The sequence below is a fragment of the Gordonia sp. NPDC003425 genome, from assembly GCF_053588635.1.
In genome coordinates this window covers 66,833-82,447 of sequence record NZ_JBSFQI010000006.1, presented here as the reverse complement: position 1 = coordinate 82,447, position 15,615 = coordinate 66,833, and the positions used below count along the sequence as shown (strand labels likewise).

Annotated in this window: 14 protein-coding genes and 1 riboswitch; of the genes, 7 read left to right on the top strand and 7 right to left on the bottom strand. The window is 68.8% G+C overall.

Features of this window, described 5'->3' with window-relative positions; genetic code table 11:
- Positions 1 to 35: 35 nt before the first annotated feature.
- A complete protein-coding gene (gene alc, locus ACWDTD_RS09395; protein ID WP_449746829.1) occupies positions 36 to 1,019 on the top strand; it encodes an allantoicase in 984 nt (327 codons plus the stop codon).
- Positions 1,020 to 1,042: 23 nt separating this feature from the next.
- Here alc and ACWDTD_RS09390 read toward each other — a convergent pair whose 3' ends face one another.
- The 3 genes from ACWDTD_RS09390 to ACWDTD_RS09380 all read right to left on the bottom strand — a co-directional run bounded on the left by ACWDTD_RS09390 (position 1,043) and on the right by ACWDTD_RS09380 (position 4,059).
- Positions 1,043 to 2,233, bottom strand: a complete 1,191-nt coding sequence (locus ACWDTD_RS09390) for a phosphatase PAP2 family protein (protein WP_449746828.1) — start codon at positions 2,231 to 2,233, stop codon at positions 1,043 to 1,045.
- Positions 2,234 to 2,314: 81 nt separating this feature from the next.
- Positions 2,315 to 2,752 (bottom strand): hypothetical protein, encoded by a 438-nt coding sequence (locus tag ACWDTD_RS09385; protein ID WP_449746827.1) that lies wholly within the window; start codon positions 2,750 to 2,752, stop codon positions 2,315 to 2,317.
- A complete protein-coding gene (locus ACWDTD_RS09380; RefSeq protein ID WP_449746826.1) occupies positions 2,749 to 4,059 on the bottom strand; it encodes an aminotransferase class V-fold PLP-dependent enzyme in 1,311 nt (436 codons plus the stop codon). The genes ACWDTD_RS09385 and ACWDTD_RS09380 overlap by 4 nt, the downstream gene beginning before the upstream one ends.
- A 16-nt stretch (positions 4,060 to 4,075) precedes the next feature.
- Positions 4,076 to 4,189: riboswitch (SAM riboswitch) on the bottom strand.
- Positions 4,190 to 4,280: 91 nt separating this feature from the next.
- On the opposite strand from ACWDTD_RS09380, the gene ACWDTD_RS09375 reads away from it, so the two are divergent.
- Positions 4,281 to 5,429: an isochorismate synthase gene (locus ACWDTD_RS09375; RefSeq protein ID WP_449746825.1), complete on the top strand. Its 1,149-nt coding sequence runs from the start codon at positions 4,281 to 4,283 to the stop codon at positions 5,427 to 5,429.
- A 32-nt stretch (positions 5,430 to 5,461) separates the two neighbouring features.
- Positions 5,462 to 7,873 carry a serine/threonine-protein kinase gene (locus ACWDTD_RS09370; protein WP_449746824.1) on the top strand — a complete coding sequence of 804 codons (2,412 nt, stop codon included), beginning with the start codon at positions 5,462 to 5,464 and terminating at the stop codon, positions 7,871 to 7,873.
- Between the two features lie 51 nt (positions 7,874 to 7,924).
- On the opposite strand, the gene ACWDTD_RS09365 is transcribed toward ACWDTD_RS09370, so the two are convergent.
- From ACWDTD_RS09365 to ACWDTD_RS09355, 3 genes are read right to left on the bottom strand one after another with little or no spacing between them, the layout of a single operon-like run.
- Positions 7,925 to 9,124, bottom strand: a complete 1,200-nt coding sequence (locus tag ACWDTD_RS09365; RefSeq protein ID WP_449746823.1) for an O-succinylhomoserine sulfhydrylase — start codon at positions 9,122 to 9,124, stop codon at positions 7,925 to 7,927.
- The gene (locus ACWDTD_RS09360; RefSeq protein WP_449746822.1) at positions 9,121 to 9,534 is read right to left on the bottom strand and encodes a rhodanese-like domain-containing protein; all 414 of its coding nucleotides are present in this window, start codon (positions 9,532 to 9,534) and stop codon (positions 9,121 to 9,123) included. Before ACWDTD_RS09360 ends, ACWDTD_RS09365 begins: the two co-directional genes overlap by 4 nt.
- Positions 9,531 to 10,040: an Rv0361 family membrane protein gene (locus ACWDTD_RS09355; RefSeq protein ID WP_449746821.1), complete on the bottom strand. Its 510-nt coding sequence runs from the start codon at positions 10,038 to 10,040 to the stop codon at positions 9,531 to 9,533. Before ACWDTD_RS09355 ends, ACWDTD_RS09360 begins: the two co-directional genes overlap by 4 nt.
- 204 nt (positions 10,041 to 10,244) lie before the next feature.
- Here ACWDTD_RS09355 and ACWDTD_RS09350 point away from each other — a divergent pair, with 204 nt between their 5' ends.
- Complete coding sequence (locus ACWDTD_RS09350) at positions 10,245 to 11,636, top strand: FAD-dependent oxidoreductase (RefSeq protein WP_449746820.1); 1,392 nt, start codon at positions 10,245 to 10,247, stop codon at positions 11,634 to 11,636.
- Between the two features lie 215 nt (positions 11,637 to 11,851).
- On the opposite strand, the gene ACWDTD_RS09345 is transcribed toward ACWDTD_RS09350, so the two are convergent.
- Positions 11,852 to 12,439 (bottom strand): hypothetical protein, encoded by a 588-nt coding sequence (locus tag ACWDTD_RS09345; RefSeq protein WP_449746819.1) that lies wholly within the window; start codon positions 12,437 to 12,439, stop codon positions 11,852 to 11,854.
- A gap of 202 nt (positions 12,440 to 12,641) precedes the next feature.
- Between ACWDTD_RS09345 and ACWDTD_RS09340 the strand changes: the two genes are divergently transcribed.
- From ACWDTD_RS09340 to ACWDTD_RS09330, 3 genes are read left to right on the top strand one after another with little or no spacing between them, the layout of a single operon-like run.
- Positions 12,642 to 13,676 (top strand): FecCD family ABC transporter permease, encoded by a 1,035-nt coding sequence (locus ACWDTD_RS09340; protein WP_449746818.1) that lies wholly within the window; start codon positions 12,642 to 12,644, stop codon positions 13,674 to 13,676.
- A complete protein-coding gene (locus ACWDTD_RS09335; RefSeq protein ID WP_449746817.1) occupies positions 13,673 to 14,800 on the top strand; it encodes a FecCD family ABC transporter permease in 1,128 nt (375 codons plus the stop codon). The genes ACWDTD_RS09340 and ACWDTD_RS09335 overlap by 4 nt, the downstream gene beginning before the upstream one ends.
- Positions 14,797 to 15,609 carry an ABC transporter ATP-binding protein gene (locus ACWDTD_RS09330; RefSeq protein ID WP_449746816.1) on the top strand — a complete coding sequence of 271 codons (813 nt, stop codon included), beginning with the start codon at positions 14,797 to 14,799 and terminating at the stop codon, positions 15,607 to 15,609. Before ACWDTD_RS09335 ends, ACWDTD_RS09330 begins: the two co-directional genes overlap by 4 nt.
- Positions 15,610 to 15,615: the final 6 nt, after the last annotated feature.

Below are 15,615 nucleotides of genomic sequence, written 5' to 3'. Positions count from 1 at the left end.
CACCTGCCTCAGGTAGCCGCCCGCACTTCACATCGATGCCTGACCTGGCCTTACGCGACCTGGGTGGCGCGGTTGTCTGGACCAACGACGACCTGTTCGCCGAGGTGCAGAACATCATCAAGACGGGTTCGGCCGAGTACCGGCCTGCGACGTTCGGGCACAAGGGCCAGATCTACGACGGCTGGGAGACACGGCGACGCCGGCGCGATGGCGTCGATCAGGCGATCGTGCGCCTCGGTGCCCCGGGCGTGGTCTACGGCGTGGTGGTCGACACCTCGTGGTTCAAGGGCAACTATCCGCCGTTCGTCTCGGTGGAGGCCGCCGCGGTCGAGGGTGTGGTGTCCGCGCAGGAACTCGTCGACGACACCGAGTGGGTGACCATCGTGGAGAAGACCGCCGTCGACGGCGACACCCGCAACCCGTTCCGCGTGGACGCCAAGAACCGGTTCACCCACGTGCGGCTCACCATGTATCCCGACGGCGGTGTGGCCCGGTTCCGGGTGCACGGACGCGGCGTGCCCAACCCCCACTTCTTCCGCTACGGCCACTTCGACCTGGCCGCCCTGGAGAACGGCGGCCTGATCACGGCGTGCTCCAACATGTTCTACAGTTCGCCGAACAACCTGCTGATGCCCGGCCGCGCCCGGCACATGGGTGAGGGCTGGGAGACCTCCCGGCGCCGCGACTCCGGCAACGACTGGGTGCAGGTGCGCCTGGCCGGGCAGGGACTGGTGAGCCTCGTCGAACTCGACACCAGCTACTTCCTCGGCAACGCGCCCGGGGCCGCGATGGTGCGCGGTCGCGACGGCGAGGACGGCGAATGGTTCGAGGTGCTGGGGCGCACCGAGCTTCAGCCCGACACGCGCCACCGCTTCGTCCTCGACCTCGACCGGCCGATGACCGAGGCCCGCATGGACATCTATCCCGACGGCGGGATGGCGCGGTTCAAGCTGTACGGGGTGCTGACCGACGAGTCCAAGGCCGGACTCATCGAGCAGTGGGAGCGCGGCGAGGCGTAAGCACCGCGTCACCGATGGGACCGTCAGCCCACTGCGGCCGCGGCGAAGTCGAGGCGCTGCCACGACGGTTTCCCGGGACGCTGATCATCGAGCGGATATCCGGCCGGCCGGGCGGTGCGCTCCAACAGCGCCAGCCGTTGTGCCGCCGACGAACCGGGCCGCATGGGGCCGAGTGCGTCGACCGCCTGCGGCGGCACGACCAGCGGCGCGTCCGGCGAACCGACGCGCGGCAGGCCGTAGGTGCCGCGATCGCGGATCGTCGCCAACGCCTGCGCGGTGGTCTGATAGGGCACGTCGCGTGCGATACACACGGCAAGTGTTGCACCGCAACGCCATTCGAGTTCGGCACGCAGTTCTTTGCCCGCGGCCAGGATCAGCGGACGGAACGACAGGTCTGACCAGCGGTCGTCGGCCGACGCATCGGCAACCATCCGCCCGCCGATCACATCGAGCGGATAGTGGACCCCCATCACGATCCGGTCGTAGCCCACTTCGCTTGCACGGCTGAGGAACTGCGGTGTGAGTTCGGGAATCATCATTGCCAGGATGTCGGCGCGCAGCGTCGCGGCGGCGGTGTGGCCGGACGGGAAGGAGGGATCGGTGGGATACGCGTCCTTCTCCTGGCCGGGCCGGTAGTACTTCTGGATGCGTTCGGGCGCAACCTGATACGGCCGCCGGTTGCCGAACGCGAACTTCTCGAAGAGCGTCGAATTGGTGATTCCGCCGGCGCGGGCGGCGGTCCCGTCGAGGAGTGCGGCCACCTTCGGCAACCGGCCCGCGGCCAGCGCAGCCCGGAACTGCGCGCCCAGACGCACACCGAAGGCATCCGACATCGTGGCCAGCAGCGTGTTGCTCGTACCCGAGATCGCATAGGCGTCGGCCAGTGCCCGCTGTACACGGACCGGATCGTTCTTCGCGCCCTGATTGATCGCGATCGCGGTGGCGAGGTTGCGGTTCATCACCTCGGGGTGGTTGGCCCGCAGGTCGCCGAAGCCCTCCACCACGCTGTAGTAGGTGATCTCGTTGCCGTGCACGTCGGACGGATACACCGTCGCGAGCGCCGCGGCGGGGAACGGCATGGGGGTGGGCCTGGGCGGGGCAGCGTGGGCGGGAACCGCCACACCCACCGCCAGCAGGCACCCCAGCAGCAGGGTCGCCGGCGCCGACAGAACGCGCCACGCTGTCCGGGGCGATGGATTCGGTGACCTTCTCATGCAGTGAATCAAACACAAGCCGGTGAACTGTGGGTAACGACGGCTCGACCCGAACTGCGCATCGGCAGCGCCAGGCCCGGTTCAGGCGGCTCGCCCGAGTGCGAACTGCGGCAACACCTCGGCGCGCACCCGGTGCTCGGTGGCCGAGCCGTCGATCGGCACGATGATCACGGCGTCGGCCACCTCCGCGGCGTAGATGTCGCGGATCAGGGTCGACAAGCCATGCGGGGTGCCCACGTAGCGCACCGTGCGCGGGTCACCCACCCCGCTCGCCACCACCGACGCCCGCGCCGACGACGGGTGCGGTGCGATCGCCACCTCCACCTCCAACGCCACCGCGAAGCTCGCGGTGTCGCGGGTGCCCGCACGCAGCAGCGATCGGGTGCGTTGCGCCTCGCGCAGCGTCGCACGTCGCACCACGATCGGCAACGACGCGGCGCCCGCGTCACCGGCGAGAGCCACGGCCAGCGCCGGACGACCGATGCTGATCTGCCCGGTCACGGTCGATTCGATGGTCATGGCTGCACCTCTCGGTTGTCGGGGTCGCTCAGGGATCGCAGGGCGTCGAGCAAGCGGTCGATGTCGGCCGACCCGGTGCCCAGCCCGAAGCTGGCGCGCACGGCGCCGTCGGGGTGTCCGAGCCGATCGAGCAGTGGATGCGCGCAGAACTTTCCGTCGCGAACCCCGATGCCGTGATGATCGCTGAGGTATTCGGCCACCGCGCGCGGCGAGTGACCGCACACCGAGAACCCGGCGATGCCGACCCGTTCGGTCGCGTCGGAGAACACGCGCAGCGGAGTGACGCCGTCGATGCCGGCCAGACCTTCGTCGAGCCGTGCACACAGCTCGTGCTCGTGCACGCCGATCAGCTCGTGGCCGAGTTCGGTGATGGCGGTGCAGGCGGCCGCGATCGCGATGGCGCCCAACACATTCGGCGAACCGGCCTCATGCCGTGCCGCGCCGGTGTGCCACACCGTGGAGGTGCAGTTGTCGGTGCCGGCGGCGTCGACGATGCCGACATCGGCGGTGGCCCCACCCCCGGCGAGGTAGGGGTCGGCGGCATCGAGCCAGTCGTGGCGGCCGATCAGCACGCCCGCGCCGAAGGGCGCGTACAGCTTGTGGCCGGAGAACACCAGATAGTCGATGCCGTGGCTGACCAACGACACCGCACGGTGCGCCACGAGTTGCGCCCCATCGACCAGGATGCGTGCACCGTGGCGGTGCGCGATCGCGGCCAGCCGCCCGATCGGCAGCACCTCACCGGTCACGTTGGACGCCGCGGTCACCGCCAGCAGCGCAGCCGGTTGGGCGGCGAGTTCGCAGTCGATCGCCGTCAAAGTGGCCTCGATCGTGGGCCGCGACGACACGATGCGGGTGCTGCCCCGTTCCCGCGACACCCAGGGCAGCAGGTTCGCGTGATGTTCGATGTCGAGGACCACCACGTCGCCGGGAGTGACGTGCGCCGCGAGGTTGATGGCGTCGGTGGTGTTGCGGGTGAACACCACGGTGTCGTCCACCCGGCCCCGCACGAAGCGGCGCACCACCTCGCGAGCCTCCTCGTAGCGCCGGGTGGTGACCTGCGAGAGGTGACCGGCGCCGCGGTGCACGCTGGCGTAGCCGTGCAGCGCCTCGGTCACCGCGTCGGCGACGGCCCGCAGGGCGGGGGCGCTGGCGGCGTAATCGAGGTTGGCGTAGCGCACTTCGGTGCCGTCGGCGAGGGGTGCGGTGTGTCCGGCACCGGTCACCTCGGCCAGCGGCGTGATCGTCGTTCCGGCGCAGGCCGGGGCGGGGTGCGTAACGGTGGGGCTGGTGAGCACAGCAGTCATCGAGAGATCTCCTTGGAATCCACGCTTGCCGTACCCACTTCGGATACGGCCGGGTCGTCACCCGGAGCACCCCACCGCGGAGGAGGGTTGCCGGCCAGCAAGCCGGGGCTTGTCGCTGGCGCTCATGACCTGCACCAAGAATCGCCGATGCGGCGTCGGGGTGTCAATTTTCACCCAGCGTGCGCGCAATTCGAGGTCGCCGCCTCGGTAGCGTGAGATCCATGTCCGACCCCGCCGACGACGACGTCCTCCCCGAGGCCCCGCATCCCTCCGAGGTCTTCGTGCTGTCGCGGCCGCATGGCACGGTGCGTGCGGCCGGGGCGTCGGAGGGATTCACCGACGCCGCAGAGGCGGCCGACGCACTGCGCGGCGGCCGGGTGGGCGCGATCACCGGTGCCATCCCGTTCGATGCCGCCGACACGGCGGCGCTGCTGGTGCCCGAGACCATTCGGCACACCTCCACCCCGCTGCGCGGCCGGCCGGCGACGCCGCATCGGGTGGTGCGCTCGCTACTCGTCCCCGCCCCCGACACCCATCGCGCTCGGGTCGCCGGTGCCATCGACGCCATCGACATCGGCGAACTCGACAAGGTGGTGTTGGCACGGTCGATGGAGATGACGGTGGAACCGCCGGTCGTCGTCGCCGACCTGCTCGCCGCATTCGCGCACGGCAACGCCGACCACAACGCGTTCGCCGTGGACGTCGGCGTCAATGCCGAGGCCGACCGCACCGCACGCTGGCTTCTGGGCGCCAGCCCGGAAGTGTTGCTGCGCAAGCAGGGACTCGAGGTCACCTGCCGCCCCTACGCGGGCTCGGCGTCGCGGTCGGCGGACCCGGCGGCCGATCGCGCCGCCGGACACGCACTGCTGGGTTCGGAGAAGGACCGCGCCGAGCACGCCTTTGTCGTCGACCATGTCCGCGACGTCCTCGAGTCCGTCTGCCGCGACCTCGCGGTACCCGACGAGCCGGTGCTCACCGCGACCGGCGAGGTGTGGCATCTGAGCACCCCGATCCGCGGCACGCTGGCCGACCCCACGATCACCGCACTCGATCTGGCCCTGTTGCTCAGCCCGACCCCCGCCGTCTGCGGCACTCCGGAAGCCGCTGCGGCACAATTCATCTCGACGCACGAAGAGCCCCGCGGACTGTACGCGGGCGCCGTCGGCTGGTGCGGCGCGGCCGGCGACGGCGAGTGGATGGTCACCATCAGATGCCTCGAACTCTCCGAGGACCTCCGGCACGTACGGACCTGGGCGGGTGGCGGCATCGTCGCGGGGTCCGACCCGCAGAACGAATTCGACGAGACCTCGGTGAAACTGTCGACCGTGCTCAATGCCCTCGGCGTCGGCGACCTCCCTCCCGCCCGCTAGATTGTCGGGGACCACCCGAGGAGGATTCTGTAGTGCTGCAACCGGGCGCTGTGTTCGCCGGATACACCATCGAACGACTCCTCGGCGCCGGCGGCATGGGCGAGGTCTACGTGGCCCGCCACCCCCGACTACCCCGCTCCGACGCACTCAAAGTCCTCAACCCCCGATACGCCACCGACCCCGCCTTCCGCCGCCGCTTCGAACGCGAAGCCGACACCGTCGCCACCCTCAACCACCCCAACATCGTCGCCGTCCACGACCGCGGCGACACCGACGGCCACCTCTGGATCGCCCTGCAACTCATCGACGGCACCGACGTCGACCACATCCTGCGCACCCACGGCCCCCTCCCGGCCCACGAAACCGCCCGCATCACCGCCGACGTCGCCGCCGCCCTCGACCACGCCGCCGACAACGGCCTCGTCCACCGCGACGTCAAACCCGCCAACATCCTCATCAGCCGCACCGGACACGTCCTACTCACCGACTTCGGCATCGCCCGCACCGGCACCGACAACACCCAACTCACCGCCGCCGGCACCACCATCGGCACCCTCGACTACGCCTCCCCCGAACAACTACGCGGCCTCGCCCTCGACGGCCGATCCGACCAATACTCCCTGGCCTGCACCGCCTACCACCTCCTCACCGGACACCCACCCCACACCGACACCAACGCCGTCGCCGTCATCGCCCGACACCTCGAAAAACCACTCCCCAGCCTGCGCACCGACCGCCCCGACCTATCCCCCACCGTCGACGACGTCCTGGCCACCGCCACCGACAAAAATCCCGCCAACCGCTACCCCACCACCACCGCATTCGCCACCGCCCTCACAACAGCACTCACCGCACCGGCACCCGCAGCCGACACATCAGCCACCGTCGCCCGCACCACCGCCGCGCAACCGCGACATCAGCCGCAGCCACCACCACACCCCGTGCCGCCGAACCCGCATTACGCGCCGACCGTCGCAGGCCGCGCCACCCCACCCCCGGCACACCAGCCCCCGCCGGGATCCGCGCCGCGACCACCTTTCGCCGGGCCGCAACCACCTGTTCAGAAGAGTCACAAGAAGTGGTGGCTCGTCGGCGGTGCGGCAGCATTGGTGGTCGTCATCGCCGCCGCCACCGGGGTGTACTTCGTTGTCAGGCCGCACAAGGCCCCACCCGACCCCGCCATACCCGTTGCCGAGGCCACCACGCTCGAGCGCACCGCGGCGACTCCGCTGAGCGCATCGCTGGAGCATAAACCGGACAAATCACTGTGGACGTACACCCCGCCGCCGGGCTCGCCGAGCAGCGGGTTCGCCGGGGGCAGCGCGAAATATGTGCTGAATTGGCGCTTGTCGCCCGCCCCGCAGCAAGCCGAACTCCTCGACATCATCGACGCCGACTCGGGCAAGCTCGCACGATCGGTCGATCTCACCGGCACCGGCGGCTACGGCGCCCCCGAATGCGCGATCGATGTCCCGGGAACCCACGCCGCCTGCCCGGGCACGTCGGCGGTCGTGTTCGTCGACCTCGACCGGGGCGCGGTGACCGGTCGGCTCACCGACGCCCATGATCCCGTACCCGCCGACAACGGTTTCGTGCTCACCGCCACCACCAACCCGGCCCCGCCGTCGTCGACGCTCTCCGACATCGTCAGCGTCGACGCCGCCGGTCGCCAGCGGTGGCGCGCCAGCACCAGTGCCACCCCCACACCCGTATCGGGCGGCGGCGTGGTGACCATCACCACCTCGCGCGACGAGTCCGACCCGTTCTCCAAGGACCGCACCGACTGGCGCCGCGTCTCCGACGGGAAGGTGCTGCACACCATCGACGCCGGACCCGACGCCGTGCCCCCATGGGCGCCGTATGTGGGGGGCTTCATGGTCCCCGGCGCCGGGCACGCCGAGTTTTACGACCTCAACGGCACCCGCACGGCGGTCAGCCCCAACGGCTGGACATCGTCGCAGGTCGGCGTGGCCGGGGGTGGCATCCTGCGGGGAACGGATACGCCGTGGTTGACCAGTCTTCCCGTGGTGGTACGCAAGGGTTCGTTCGACGCGCTGGGCGTGGGAACGGCCGACTTCGGCGTCGTCAATCCCGCCACCGGCCACATTCTGTGGCAGGGTCTGGTGAACGGCGGACTACCGCCGTCGGTCACCGGCACCGGAACGGCGTTCATGGTCAGCAACACGTTCGCCACGGAGTCCCATGCGCAAGCGTTCGGTGACTCCTATGCCGGGTCGGTGTCGCCGCACGGGTCGGTCCCCAGCGAGCCGAGGGTGTTCGCGAGCGACGGGACGCGTGCACTGATCGGTTCCACCTTCGGCGAGGACGGCGATCTGCTGGCACTGGCCCCCGGAAACGGCGACATCCTCTGGCGGTGGCAGACCAACGGCACCGTCGAGTCCTACGGCGGCAAGGTCTACGTGGGTCTGCACCGCATCATCTGATGCACCACCCAATTCCGTTGTGTGCGCACCGAATCGGGCATCAACGGGGCGTCATCCCAGGGCCTGGTCCAGATCGGCCAGCAGGTCGTCGACCCCTTCGAGTCCCACCGACAGGCGCACCACCGCGTCGGTGAGTCCGATGGCCGCGCGGCCGTCGGGTCCCATCGCACGGTGCGTGGTGGTGGCGGGGTGGGTGATGAGCGACTTCGAATCGCCGAGGTTGTTGGAGATGTCGATGACGCGCAGCGCGTTGAGTACTTCGAAGGCGCGCTTCTTGCCGTCGACGCCGTCGTGGTCGTTGAGTTCGAAGGTCACCACGGTGCCGCCGCCCGACATCTGCTCACGGGCCAGCGCGTACTGCGGATGTGACTGCAGGAACGGGTATTTCGTCCATCGCACGCGTGGATCGGCTTCCAGGAACTCGGCAATACGCAGCGCCGAGGACACCGATGCGTCCACTCGCAGGCGCAGCGTCTCCAGACCCTTGAGCAGTGTCCAGGCGTTGAACGGACTCATGGCCGGGCCGGTGTGGCGCATCAGGGTCTGCACCGGGCCGTCGATGAACTCCTTGGTGCCCAGCACCGCACCGCCCATCACCCGGCCCTGCCCGTCGATGTGTTTGGTGCCCGAATACACCACCACGTCGGCCCCCAGATCAAAGCCGCGCTGCAGCAGTGGGGTGGCGAACACGTTGTCCAGCACCACTTTCGCACCTGCGGCATGCGCGAGTTCGGACACTCTGGCCACGTCGACGAGGGTTTGCATCGGATTCGACGGCGTCTCGAAGAACACCGCGTCGGCCGGGGTGGCGAGCGCCTGCTCCCACTGATCGAGATCTTCACCGTCGACGAAGTCGGTGTGCACACCCCATCGGGGCAGGATCTCGTTGGCCACCACGAAACAGGAGCCGAACAGGCTGCGCGCCGCGACGAGTCGGTCTCCGGCCTTGAGGAGCGCACCGAGCGCGACGAACACCGCGGCCATCCCGCTGGCGGTGGCGAAGCAGGCCTCGCCGCCGTCGATCAGGCGCAGCCGTTCCTGGAACATCTCGACCGTCGGATTGCCGTAACGGGAGTAGACGAACCGCTCGTCCTCACCGGTGAAGGCACGCTCGGCGGCCTCGGCCGAGTCGTAGACGTAGCCGGAGGTGAGGTACAAGGCCTCCGACGTCTCGAAGAAGCCCGACCGCGCCAGGCCGCCGCGCACGGCGAGCGTGTCCGCGGATACGCCCTCGGGTAGTTCGCCGCTCACGACTGCCGCCACGGCAGATCGAGGGCACGCCACCCCACCGCGCCGCGGTGATCGTTCTCGTCGAGCGCCCCTTCGAATCCGTCGAGCACGTTATACGCCTTGGCGATCCCCGCCGCGGTGGCCGCCTCGGCGGCGCCGATCGACCGGTGACCCGATCGGCACAGAAAGATCACCTCGTTGTTGTCGGTGATGCCGGCGTCGCGCAACTCGGCCACAAACGCCTCGTTGGGGGTGCCCTCGGGAAAGGTGGTCCACTCGACGAAGACCGTCTGCTTCTCGATGATCTCCAGGTCCGGGACGCCGACAAACGACCATTCCGCTCGGGTGCGACAGTCCACCAGCACCGTGTTGGGATCGTTCTCGAGCTTCTCCCACGCCTGCAGCGGGGTCAGATCGCCGGCATAGGTCATGCCTTGCACACCTTCCAGTCTCCGTTGTCCTTCACCACGACGACGCTGGTCACCTGCGTCCGATCGGGGGACTTGTCGAAATGCCAATGTACTCGCGCGGTGGCCCGGTCACCGGTGACGGTCACGTCGGTGATCTCCGGAATCACGATGCGCCCGTTGGTCTCCACCGACTTCCGGTTCTGTGCGACGAACTCGGCTTCGGGCAGGATCGCCCCCGACGTCACATCGGTCGCGCACGTCGCGGCCTTGTACTTGCCGTAGTCGACGTTGTTGCGCGCGGTGTAGACGTCGTTGATCGCGAACTGCACCTGGGCCGAATCGCTCGCCCGGTCTTCGGCCGGTCGCAGCACGTTCGACAGCACCACCCCGAGGATCGCGGCCACCACCACGATCAGCGCCACCCAGAACGGCCACGCGTCCTTCCACGACTTCGACCCCTCGTCGTCGACCGGGGGAGAATTGTCGCCGACCTGGTCTTTGCGAGGGTCACGTCCACCTTTGGGCATGGCCCGCAGTGTAACGAGCGATCACCCGGTGACCGGTTTGCGGTGGTCCCGGTGCGCCACCGACAACGCAATGGACGGCCCCCGAAGCGACTGCGCGCCGCACCATGACTGAGGTAACCCTCACACAATTTTGGGCGCGGCGGGCCCGAGCGCCTACCGTAGAGGGGATACGACGTATTCCGAACAGTTCGAGGAACCCCCTACATGAGCGACACCAGCCGCCCGCTGCGGGTAGCCATCGTCGGCGCCGGCCCCGCCGGCATCTACGCCGCCGACGCGTTGATGAAGTCCGACACCGCCAAAGAGCAGGGTGTCAGCATCGATCTCTACGAGCGGATGCCCGCCCCGTTCGGCCTGATCCGTTACGGCGTGGCCCCCGACCATCCGCGCATCAAGGGCATCATCACCGCGCTGCACAAGGTCCTCGACAAGCCGCAGGTGCGCCTGCTCGGCAACATCGACTACGGCACCGACATCACCCTCGACGAGCTCAAAACCCTCTACGACGCGGTGATCTTCTCCACCGGCGCCACCGACGACCGGGCGCTGGGCATCCCGGGCATCGACCTCGAGCGCAGCTACGGCGCCGCGCAGTTCGTCGCCTGGTACGACGGACACCCCGACTTCCCGCGCGAATGGCCGCTGGAAGAGGAGAAGGTCGCGGTCATCGGCGTCGGCAACGTGGCCCTCGACGTGGCGCGCGTGCTGGCCAAGACCGGTGACGAACTGCTGCCGACGGAGATCCCGGCCAACGTCTACGAAGGCCTCAAACAGAACAAGGCACTCGAGGTGCATGTGTTCGGCCGTCGCGGACCCGCGCAGGCCAAGTTCACGCCGCTCGAACTCAAGGAACTCGACCACTCTCCCACCATCGAGGTCGTCGTCGACCCGGAGGACATCGAATACGACGAGGGGTCGGCCGTGGCGCGGCGTGGCTCGAAGATCACCGACCAGGTGGCCACAATCATCGAGAACTACGCGATGCGTGAACCCAAGGAAGGTGCGATCCACAAGCTGTTCCTGCACTTCTTCGAATCGCCGGTGGAGATCCTCGGCGAGAACGGCGAGGTGGTGGGCCTGCGCACCGAGCGCACCCAGCTCGACGGCACCGGCAACGTGAAGCCCACCGGCCGCTACACCGACTGGGACGTGACCGCCGTCTACCGGGCCGTGGGCTACCTGTCCGACAACCTCCCGCAGATCCCGTTCGACAGCCAGGCCGGTGTGATCCCCAACGAAGCCGGCCGCATCTTCGACGAGGGCACCCACCTCGTCGGGCTTTACACCACCGGGTGGGTCAAGCGCGGACCTGTCGGCCTCATCGGCCACACCAAGGGCGACGCCAACGAGACCGTGGAGTGCATCCTCGACGACATGCGCAACGACGCGCTGCTCGACCCGAAGAACCCGGGTGAGGACGCCGTGATCGAGCTCCTCGAGTCGAAGAACATTCCGTACACCACCTGGGACGGCTGGTACCGCCTCGACGAGCACGAGCGCGCGCTCGGCGCCGCGGAGGGCCGCGAACGCGTCAAGGTGGTCGAACGCGAGGACATGCTCGCCGCCTCCGAGCCCCACAAGGTTCAGAAGGCATGACCCCGTCCCGCTGATCGAGCGTCCCCCGCCGATCGAGCGCCCCCCGCTGATCGAGCGCCCCCCGCTGATCGAGCGTCCCCCCGCTGATCGAGCTTGTCGAGATCACAGCCGATCGAGCGACCCCCCGCTGATCGAGCGTCCCCCGCTGATCGAGCTTGTCGAGATCACAAAAGGGCCGACCGGATCTCCCCGGTCGGCCCTTTGTGGTCCTGCTGTCAGTTCGGCGTCACGCCCGCGGGGGGTGCCTGGGTACCCAGGCTCGTCGGGGTCGCCTTCTGCGTGTTCGGGACCGCCTTCTGATCGCCGCCCTGCTGGTCGATGTTCCACCAGAATCCCGCGTTGTTGAAGATGTTCGGCTCGACCTGCGCACCGATGGTGTATCCGGAGATCGACGAGGGCCAGCAACCGCGCCACGTGGTCTCGAACGCCGCGTAGGCCTGGCCCGGCAGGAGTTCGCCGGCCTTGGTTGCGCGCGGATCCTTGGCGCCCGCCTTCTGCGCCTGCTCCTTGGTGAGAGCGGGGACCGTCTTGGTGGCCCCACCGAGTTCGGTGACGGTGACGTTGGTCATCGTGTAGCCACCGATGTTCACCGCTCCCATGAACCGGTGCATACGCCAGCCGGGAAGCTGATCCCACGTCGGACCCCAGCCCTTCCAGTAGCAGTCCACACCGCCGTACAGGGCAAGATCCGCGGGCGGAGGCGGGGGATCGGCATGCGCGGGAGCTCCTGCAACGAATGATCCGCCCGCGATACCGGCGGCGACGGCCAGTCCGGCCACCGTGCGCTTCAGCGTCTTGTTCATGAGAACTCCTTCTTCGTCGGTGACCCGCGTCGGGTCCGCACCCTCGGATGACTGTGTCCAGGATTATCGGATACTCACAGCAACTTGTTACGTATCGGTGCGATCCTTACCCACCCTCACGAAAATGTGAGCCCGTTGCAACCTCCCCGTGATCGCGGTCGGCGCGGGAGGCCAATGGCCAAGTGAGGTAAGGTTTCCCTTTGTGCGACGGTTCGGCGGGCTCGTGGTGATCGCTGCGGTGCTGCTCGCCGCGATGGTTGCCTCGGTGGTGATCGGCGCCCGCACCATCCCTCCGGCACAGTCCTGGGACGCGTTCGCCGCGGGAGCCCGTGAGATCTGGCAGGCCGCCCTGCACCTGCAACTGCCCCATATCGACAAACCCGACGACACCGCCGGCATCGTCTGGGACCTGCGGGTGCCGCGCACCGTCCTCGGACTGATCGTGGGACTCGCGATCGGGGCCGCAGGAGCGATCACCCAGGGCCATACCCGCAACCCCATCGCCGACCCGGGGATGCTGGGCGTCAACGCGGGCGCCGCGCTGGCGGTGGTCTGCGGTGTGTATCTGCTCGGTATCACCTCACCCATCGCCTACATGGTGTGCGGACTCGTCGGCGCGATCGTCGCCTCGTGCGCCGTGTTCGGCGTCGCCGCCCTCACCGGAGCGTCCCCGGTGACACTCGTACTGGCAGGCACCGGCCTGTCGGCGATGCTGATCGCGATCACGTCGGCGATCGTGCTCACCGATACCGCATCGCTCGACGCGTGGCGCTTCTGGAGCGTCGGCGCGACGTCGGGGCGTGGCATGGATGTGTTCTGGGCCAGTCTGCCGTTCATCGTGATCGGACTCGTGCTCGCGGTGGCCAGCGGATTCTTCCTCAACGTGTTGAGCCTTGGCGACGACATGACCAAGGCGCTGGGATCACGCGTGCTGGTGATCCGCGCGGTGGGCATCGCCGCCATCACCCTGCTCATCGGTGCGGCCACCGCCGCCTGCGGGCCGATCGTGTTCCTGGGTCTGGTGGTACCGCACATCGCGCGTGCGGTCACCGGACCGGATTACCGGTGGATCATCCCGTACTCGGCGCTGCTGGGCGCAACACTGATGCTGGTCTGCGACGTCATCGGCCGCGTGGTGGCCCGCCCGGGCGAGGTGCAGGTGGGTGTGGTGCTCGCGCTGGTGGGCGCACCGTTCCTGATCGTCATGGTCCGCAAGCAGATACTGACCAGCGTATGACCGCGGAGACCACCGATCGTCAGGGCACCGACCACCGCACACCGCGCGGGTCCGGATCACGCTCACCCGGGTCCGTCGTCGTCCGGATCGGCAGGTCGTCGTGGATCGTGCGGCCACGCGCGGTGCTGGTCGGGGGTGCGGCGACGGTGCTGACCGTGCTGCTGTTCCTGCTCAGTGTCGGCATCAGCGACTATCCACTGTCGCCCACCGACGTGGCACGCATTCTGCTCGGCGGCGGCACCCGAATCGAGAACGTCGTGGTGCTCTCCGACACGCTGCCGCGGGCACTGGTGTCGGTGCTCGTCGGCTTCGCGCTCGGGGCGGCAGGCGCACTCACCCAACTCATCGCGCGCAACCCGTTGGCCACCCCCGACATCCTCGGCATCACCGCGGGCGCCGGAGCGGCCGCGGTGGCCGCCATCGCATTCGGCAACACGTGGGGCGCCTGGCTCGCCGACATCGGAGTGCCCGCGGCCGCGCTCGTCGGCGGGCTCGGCACCGCCGCGATCATGTACCTGCTGGCGTGGCCCGGACGTGCCGCCAACAGTGGGATCAACCCGCTGCGGTTGGTGCTCATCGGGGTCGGCATCACCTGGATGCTGCAGGCACTCACCTCGTTCCTGCTGACCCGCGCCGACATCACCGACGTGGCCCGCGCCCAGGTGTGGCTGGTCGGTTCGGTGGCCAACACCGGCTGGGCGCAGGTGTGGCCGGTGCTGGTCGCGGTGCTGGTCGGGATCGTCGCGATCGCGGTGCTGTCGCGGCCGATCGGCGTGCTGTCGCTGGGCCCCGACATCGCTCGCGGACTCGGGGTGCGCACCGGCGCGGTGTCGGCGGCCATCCTGCTGGTGGCGGTCGGGCTGACCGCGCTGGCCGTGTCGGCGGCCGGACCGATCGCCTTCGTCGCCCTGCTCGCCCCGCAGATCGCGATGCGCCTGGCCCGCACCCCGGTGCCGACGCCGCTGCTTGGCGGCATCGTCGGGTCGGTCCTGGTGCTGGCCGGGGACCTGCTGTGCCGCACCGTGCTTCCCGGCGGTCTGCCGGTCGGCATCGTCACCGCCGCGGTGGGTGGCCCGTTCCTGATCTACCTGATGATCTCCCTGTCCCGAAAGTCGACCGCATGAGCAGACTTCTCGCACACGAACTCACCGTCGGATACGACGACACCACCGTCATCGACGGGCTGGACATCGCGATCCCCGATGCCGCGGTCACCACCATCATCGGACCCAATGGGTGCGGCAAATCGACGCTCCTGCGGGTACTTTCGCGTCTGCTCACGCCGCAACGCGGCACCGTGATGCTCGACGGCACCGACATCAACCGCACCCGGCCGCGGCAGGTCGCCCGCACCCTGGGCATCCTGCCGCAGAATCCCGTTGCGCCCGAGGGTCTCACCGTCGCCGACCTGGTGGGCCGAGGCCGGCACCCGCATCAGAAGTGGTATCAGCAGGCGTCCGAGGAGGACGAGGCCGCCGTCGCCCGGGCACTGGAACTCACCGACACCACCGATCTCGCCGACCGTCGCCTCGACGCCCTGTCGGGCGGGCAGCGGCAACGGGTGTGGATCGCGATGACGCTGGCGCAGGGCACCGACCTGCTGCTACTCGACGAGCCGACCACTTACCTCGACCTCGCACACTCCATCGAGATCCTCGATCTGGTGCATGCGCTGCGCGCCGAGCACGGCAAGACCGTGGTGATGGTGCTGCACGACCTGAATCTCGCTGCCCGCTACAGTGATTCACTCTTCGTGATGACGAGTGGACGCATCGTGGCGCACGGCACGCCCACCGAGGTGATCACCGAAGACCTCCTCGATGAGGCATTCGGGCTGCGCGCGCGGGTGATCCCCGACCCCGTGTTCGGGGACCCGATGATCGTGCCGATCGGCGCGCGCAGCGCACGGCCCCCCACCCGGATCAGCGGCTAGAGAGTT

Excerpts from the sequence above, each read along its gene's own strand:
- alc (WP_449746829.1), top strand. The coding sequence starts at position 36 with ATGCCTGACCTGGCCTTACGCGACCTGGGTGGCGCGGTTGTCTGGACC.
- ACWDTD_RS09390 (WP_449746828.1), bottom strand. The coding sequence starts at position 2,233 with ATGAGAAGGTCACCGAATCCATCGCCCCGGACAGCGTGGCGCGTTCTG.
- ACWDTD_RS09385 (WP_449746827.1), bottom strand. The coding sequence starts at position 2,752 with ATGACCATCGAATCGACCGTGACCGGGCAGATCAGCATCGGTCGTCCG.
- ACWDTD_RS09380 (WP_449746826.1), bottom strand. The coding sequence starts at position 4,059 with ATGACTGCTGTGCTCACCAGCCCCACCGTTACGCACCCCGCCCCGGCC.
- ACWDTD_RS09375 (WP_449746825.1), top strand. The coding sequence starts at position 4,281 with ATGTCCGACCCCGCCGACGACGACGTCCTCCCCGAGGCCCCGCATCCC.
- ACWDTD_RS09360 (WP_449746822.1), bottom strand. The coding sequence starts at position 9,534 with ATGACCTATGCCGGCGATCTGACCCCGCTGCAGGCGTGGGAGAAGCTC.
- ACWDTD_RS09355 (WP_449746821.1), bottom strand. The coding sequence starts at position 10,040 with ATGCCCAAAGGTGGACGTGACCCTCGCAAAGACCAGGTCGGCGACAAT.
- ACWDTD_RS09350 (WP_449746820.1), top strand. The coding sequence starts at position 10,245 with ATGAGCGACACCAGCCGCCCGCTGCGGGTAGCCATCGTCGGCGCCGGC.
- ACWDTD_RS09345 (WP_449746819.1), bottom strand. The coding sequence starts at position 12,439 with ATGAACAAGACGCTGAAGCGCACGGTGGCCGGACTGGCCGTCGCCGCC.
- ACWDTD_RS09335 (WP_449746817.1), top strand. The coding sequence starts at position 13,673 with ATGACCGCGGAGACCACCGATCGTCAGGGCACCGACCACCGCACACCG.
- ACWDTD_RS09330 (WP_449746816.1), top strand. The coding sequence starts at position 14,797 with ATGAGCAGACTTCTCGCACACGAACTCACCGTCGGATACGACGACACC.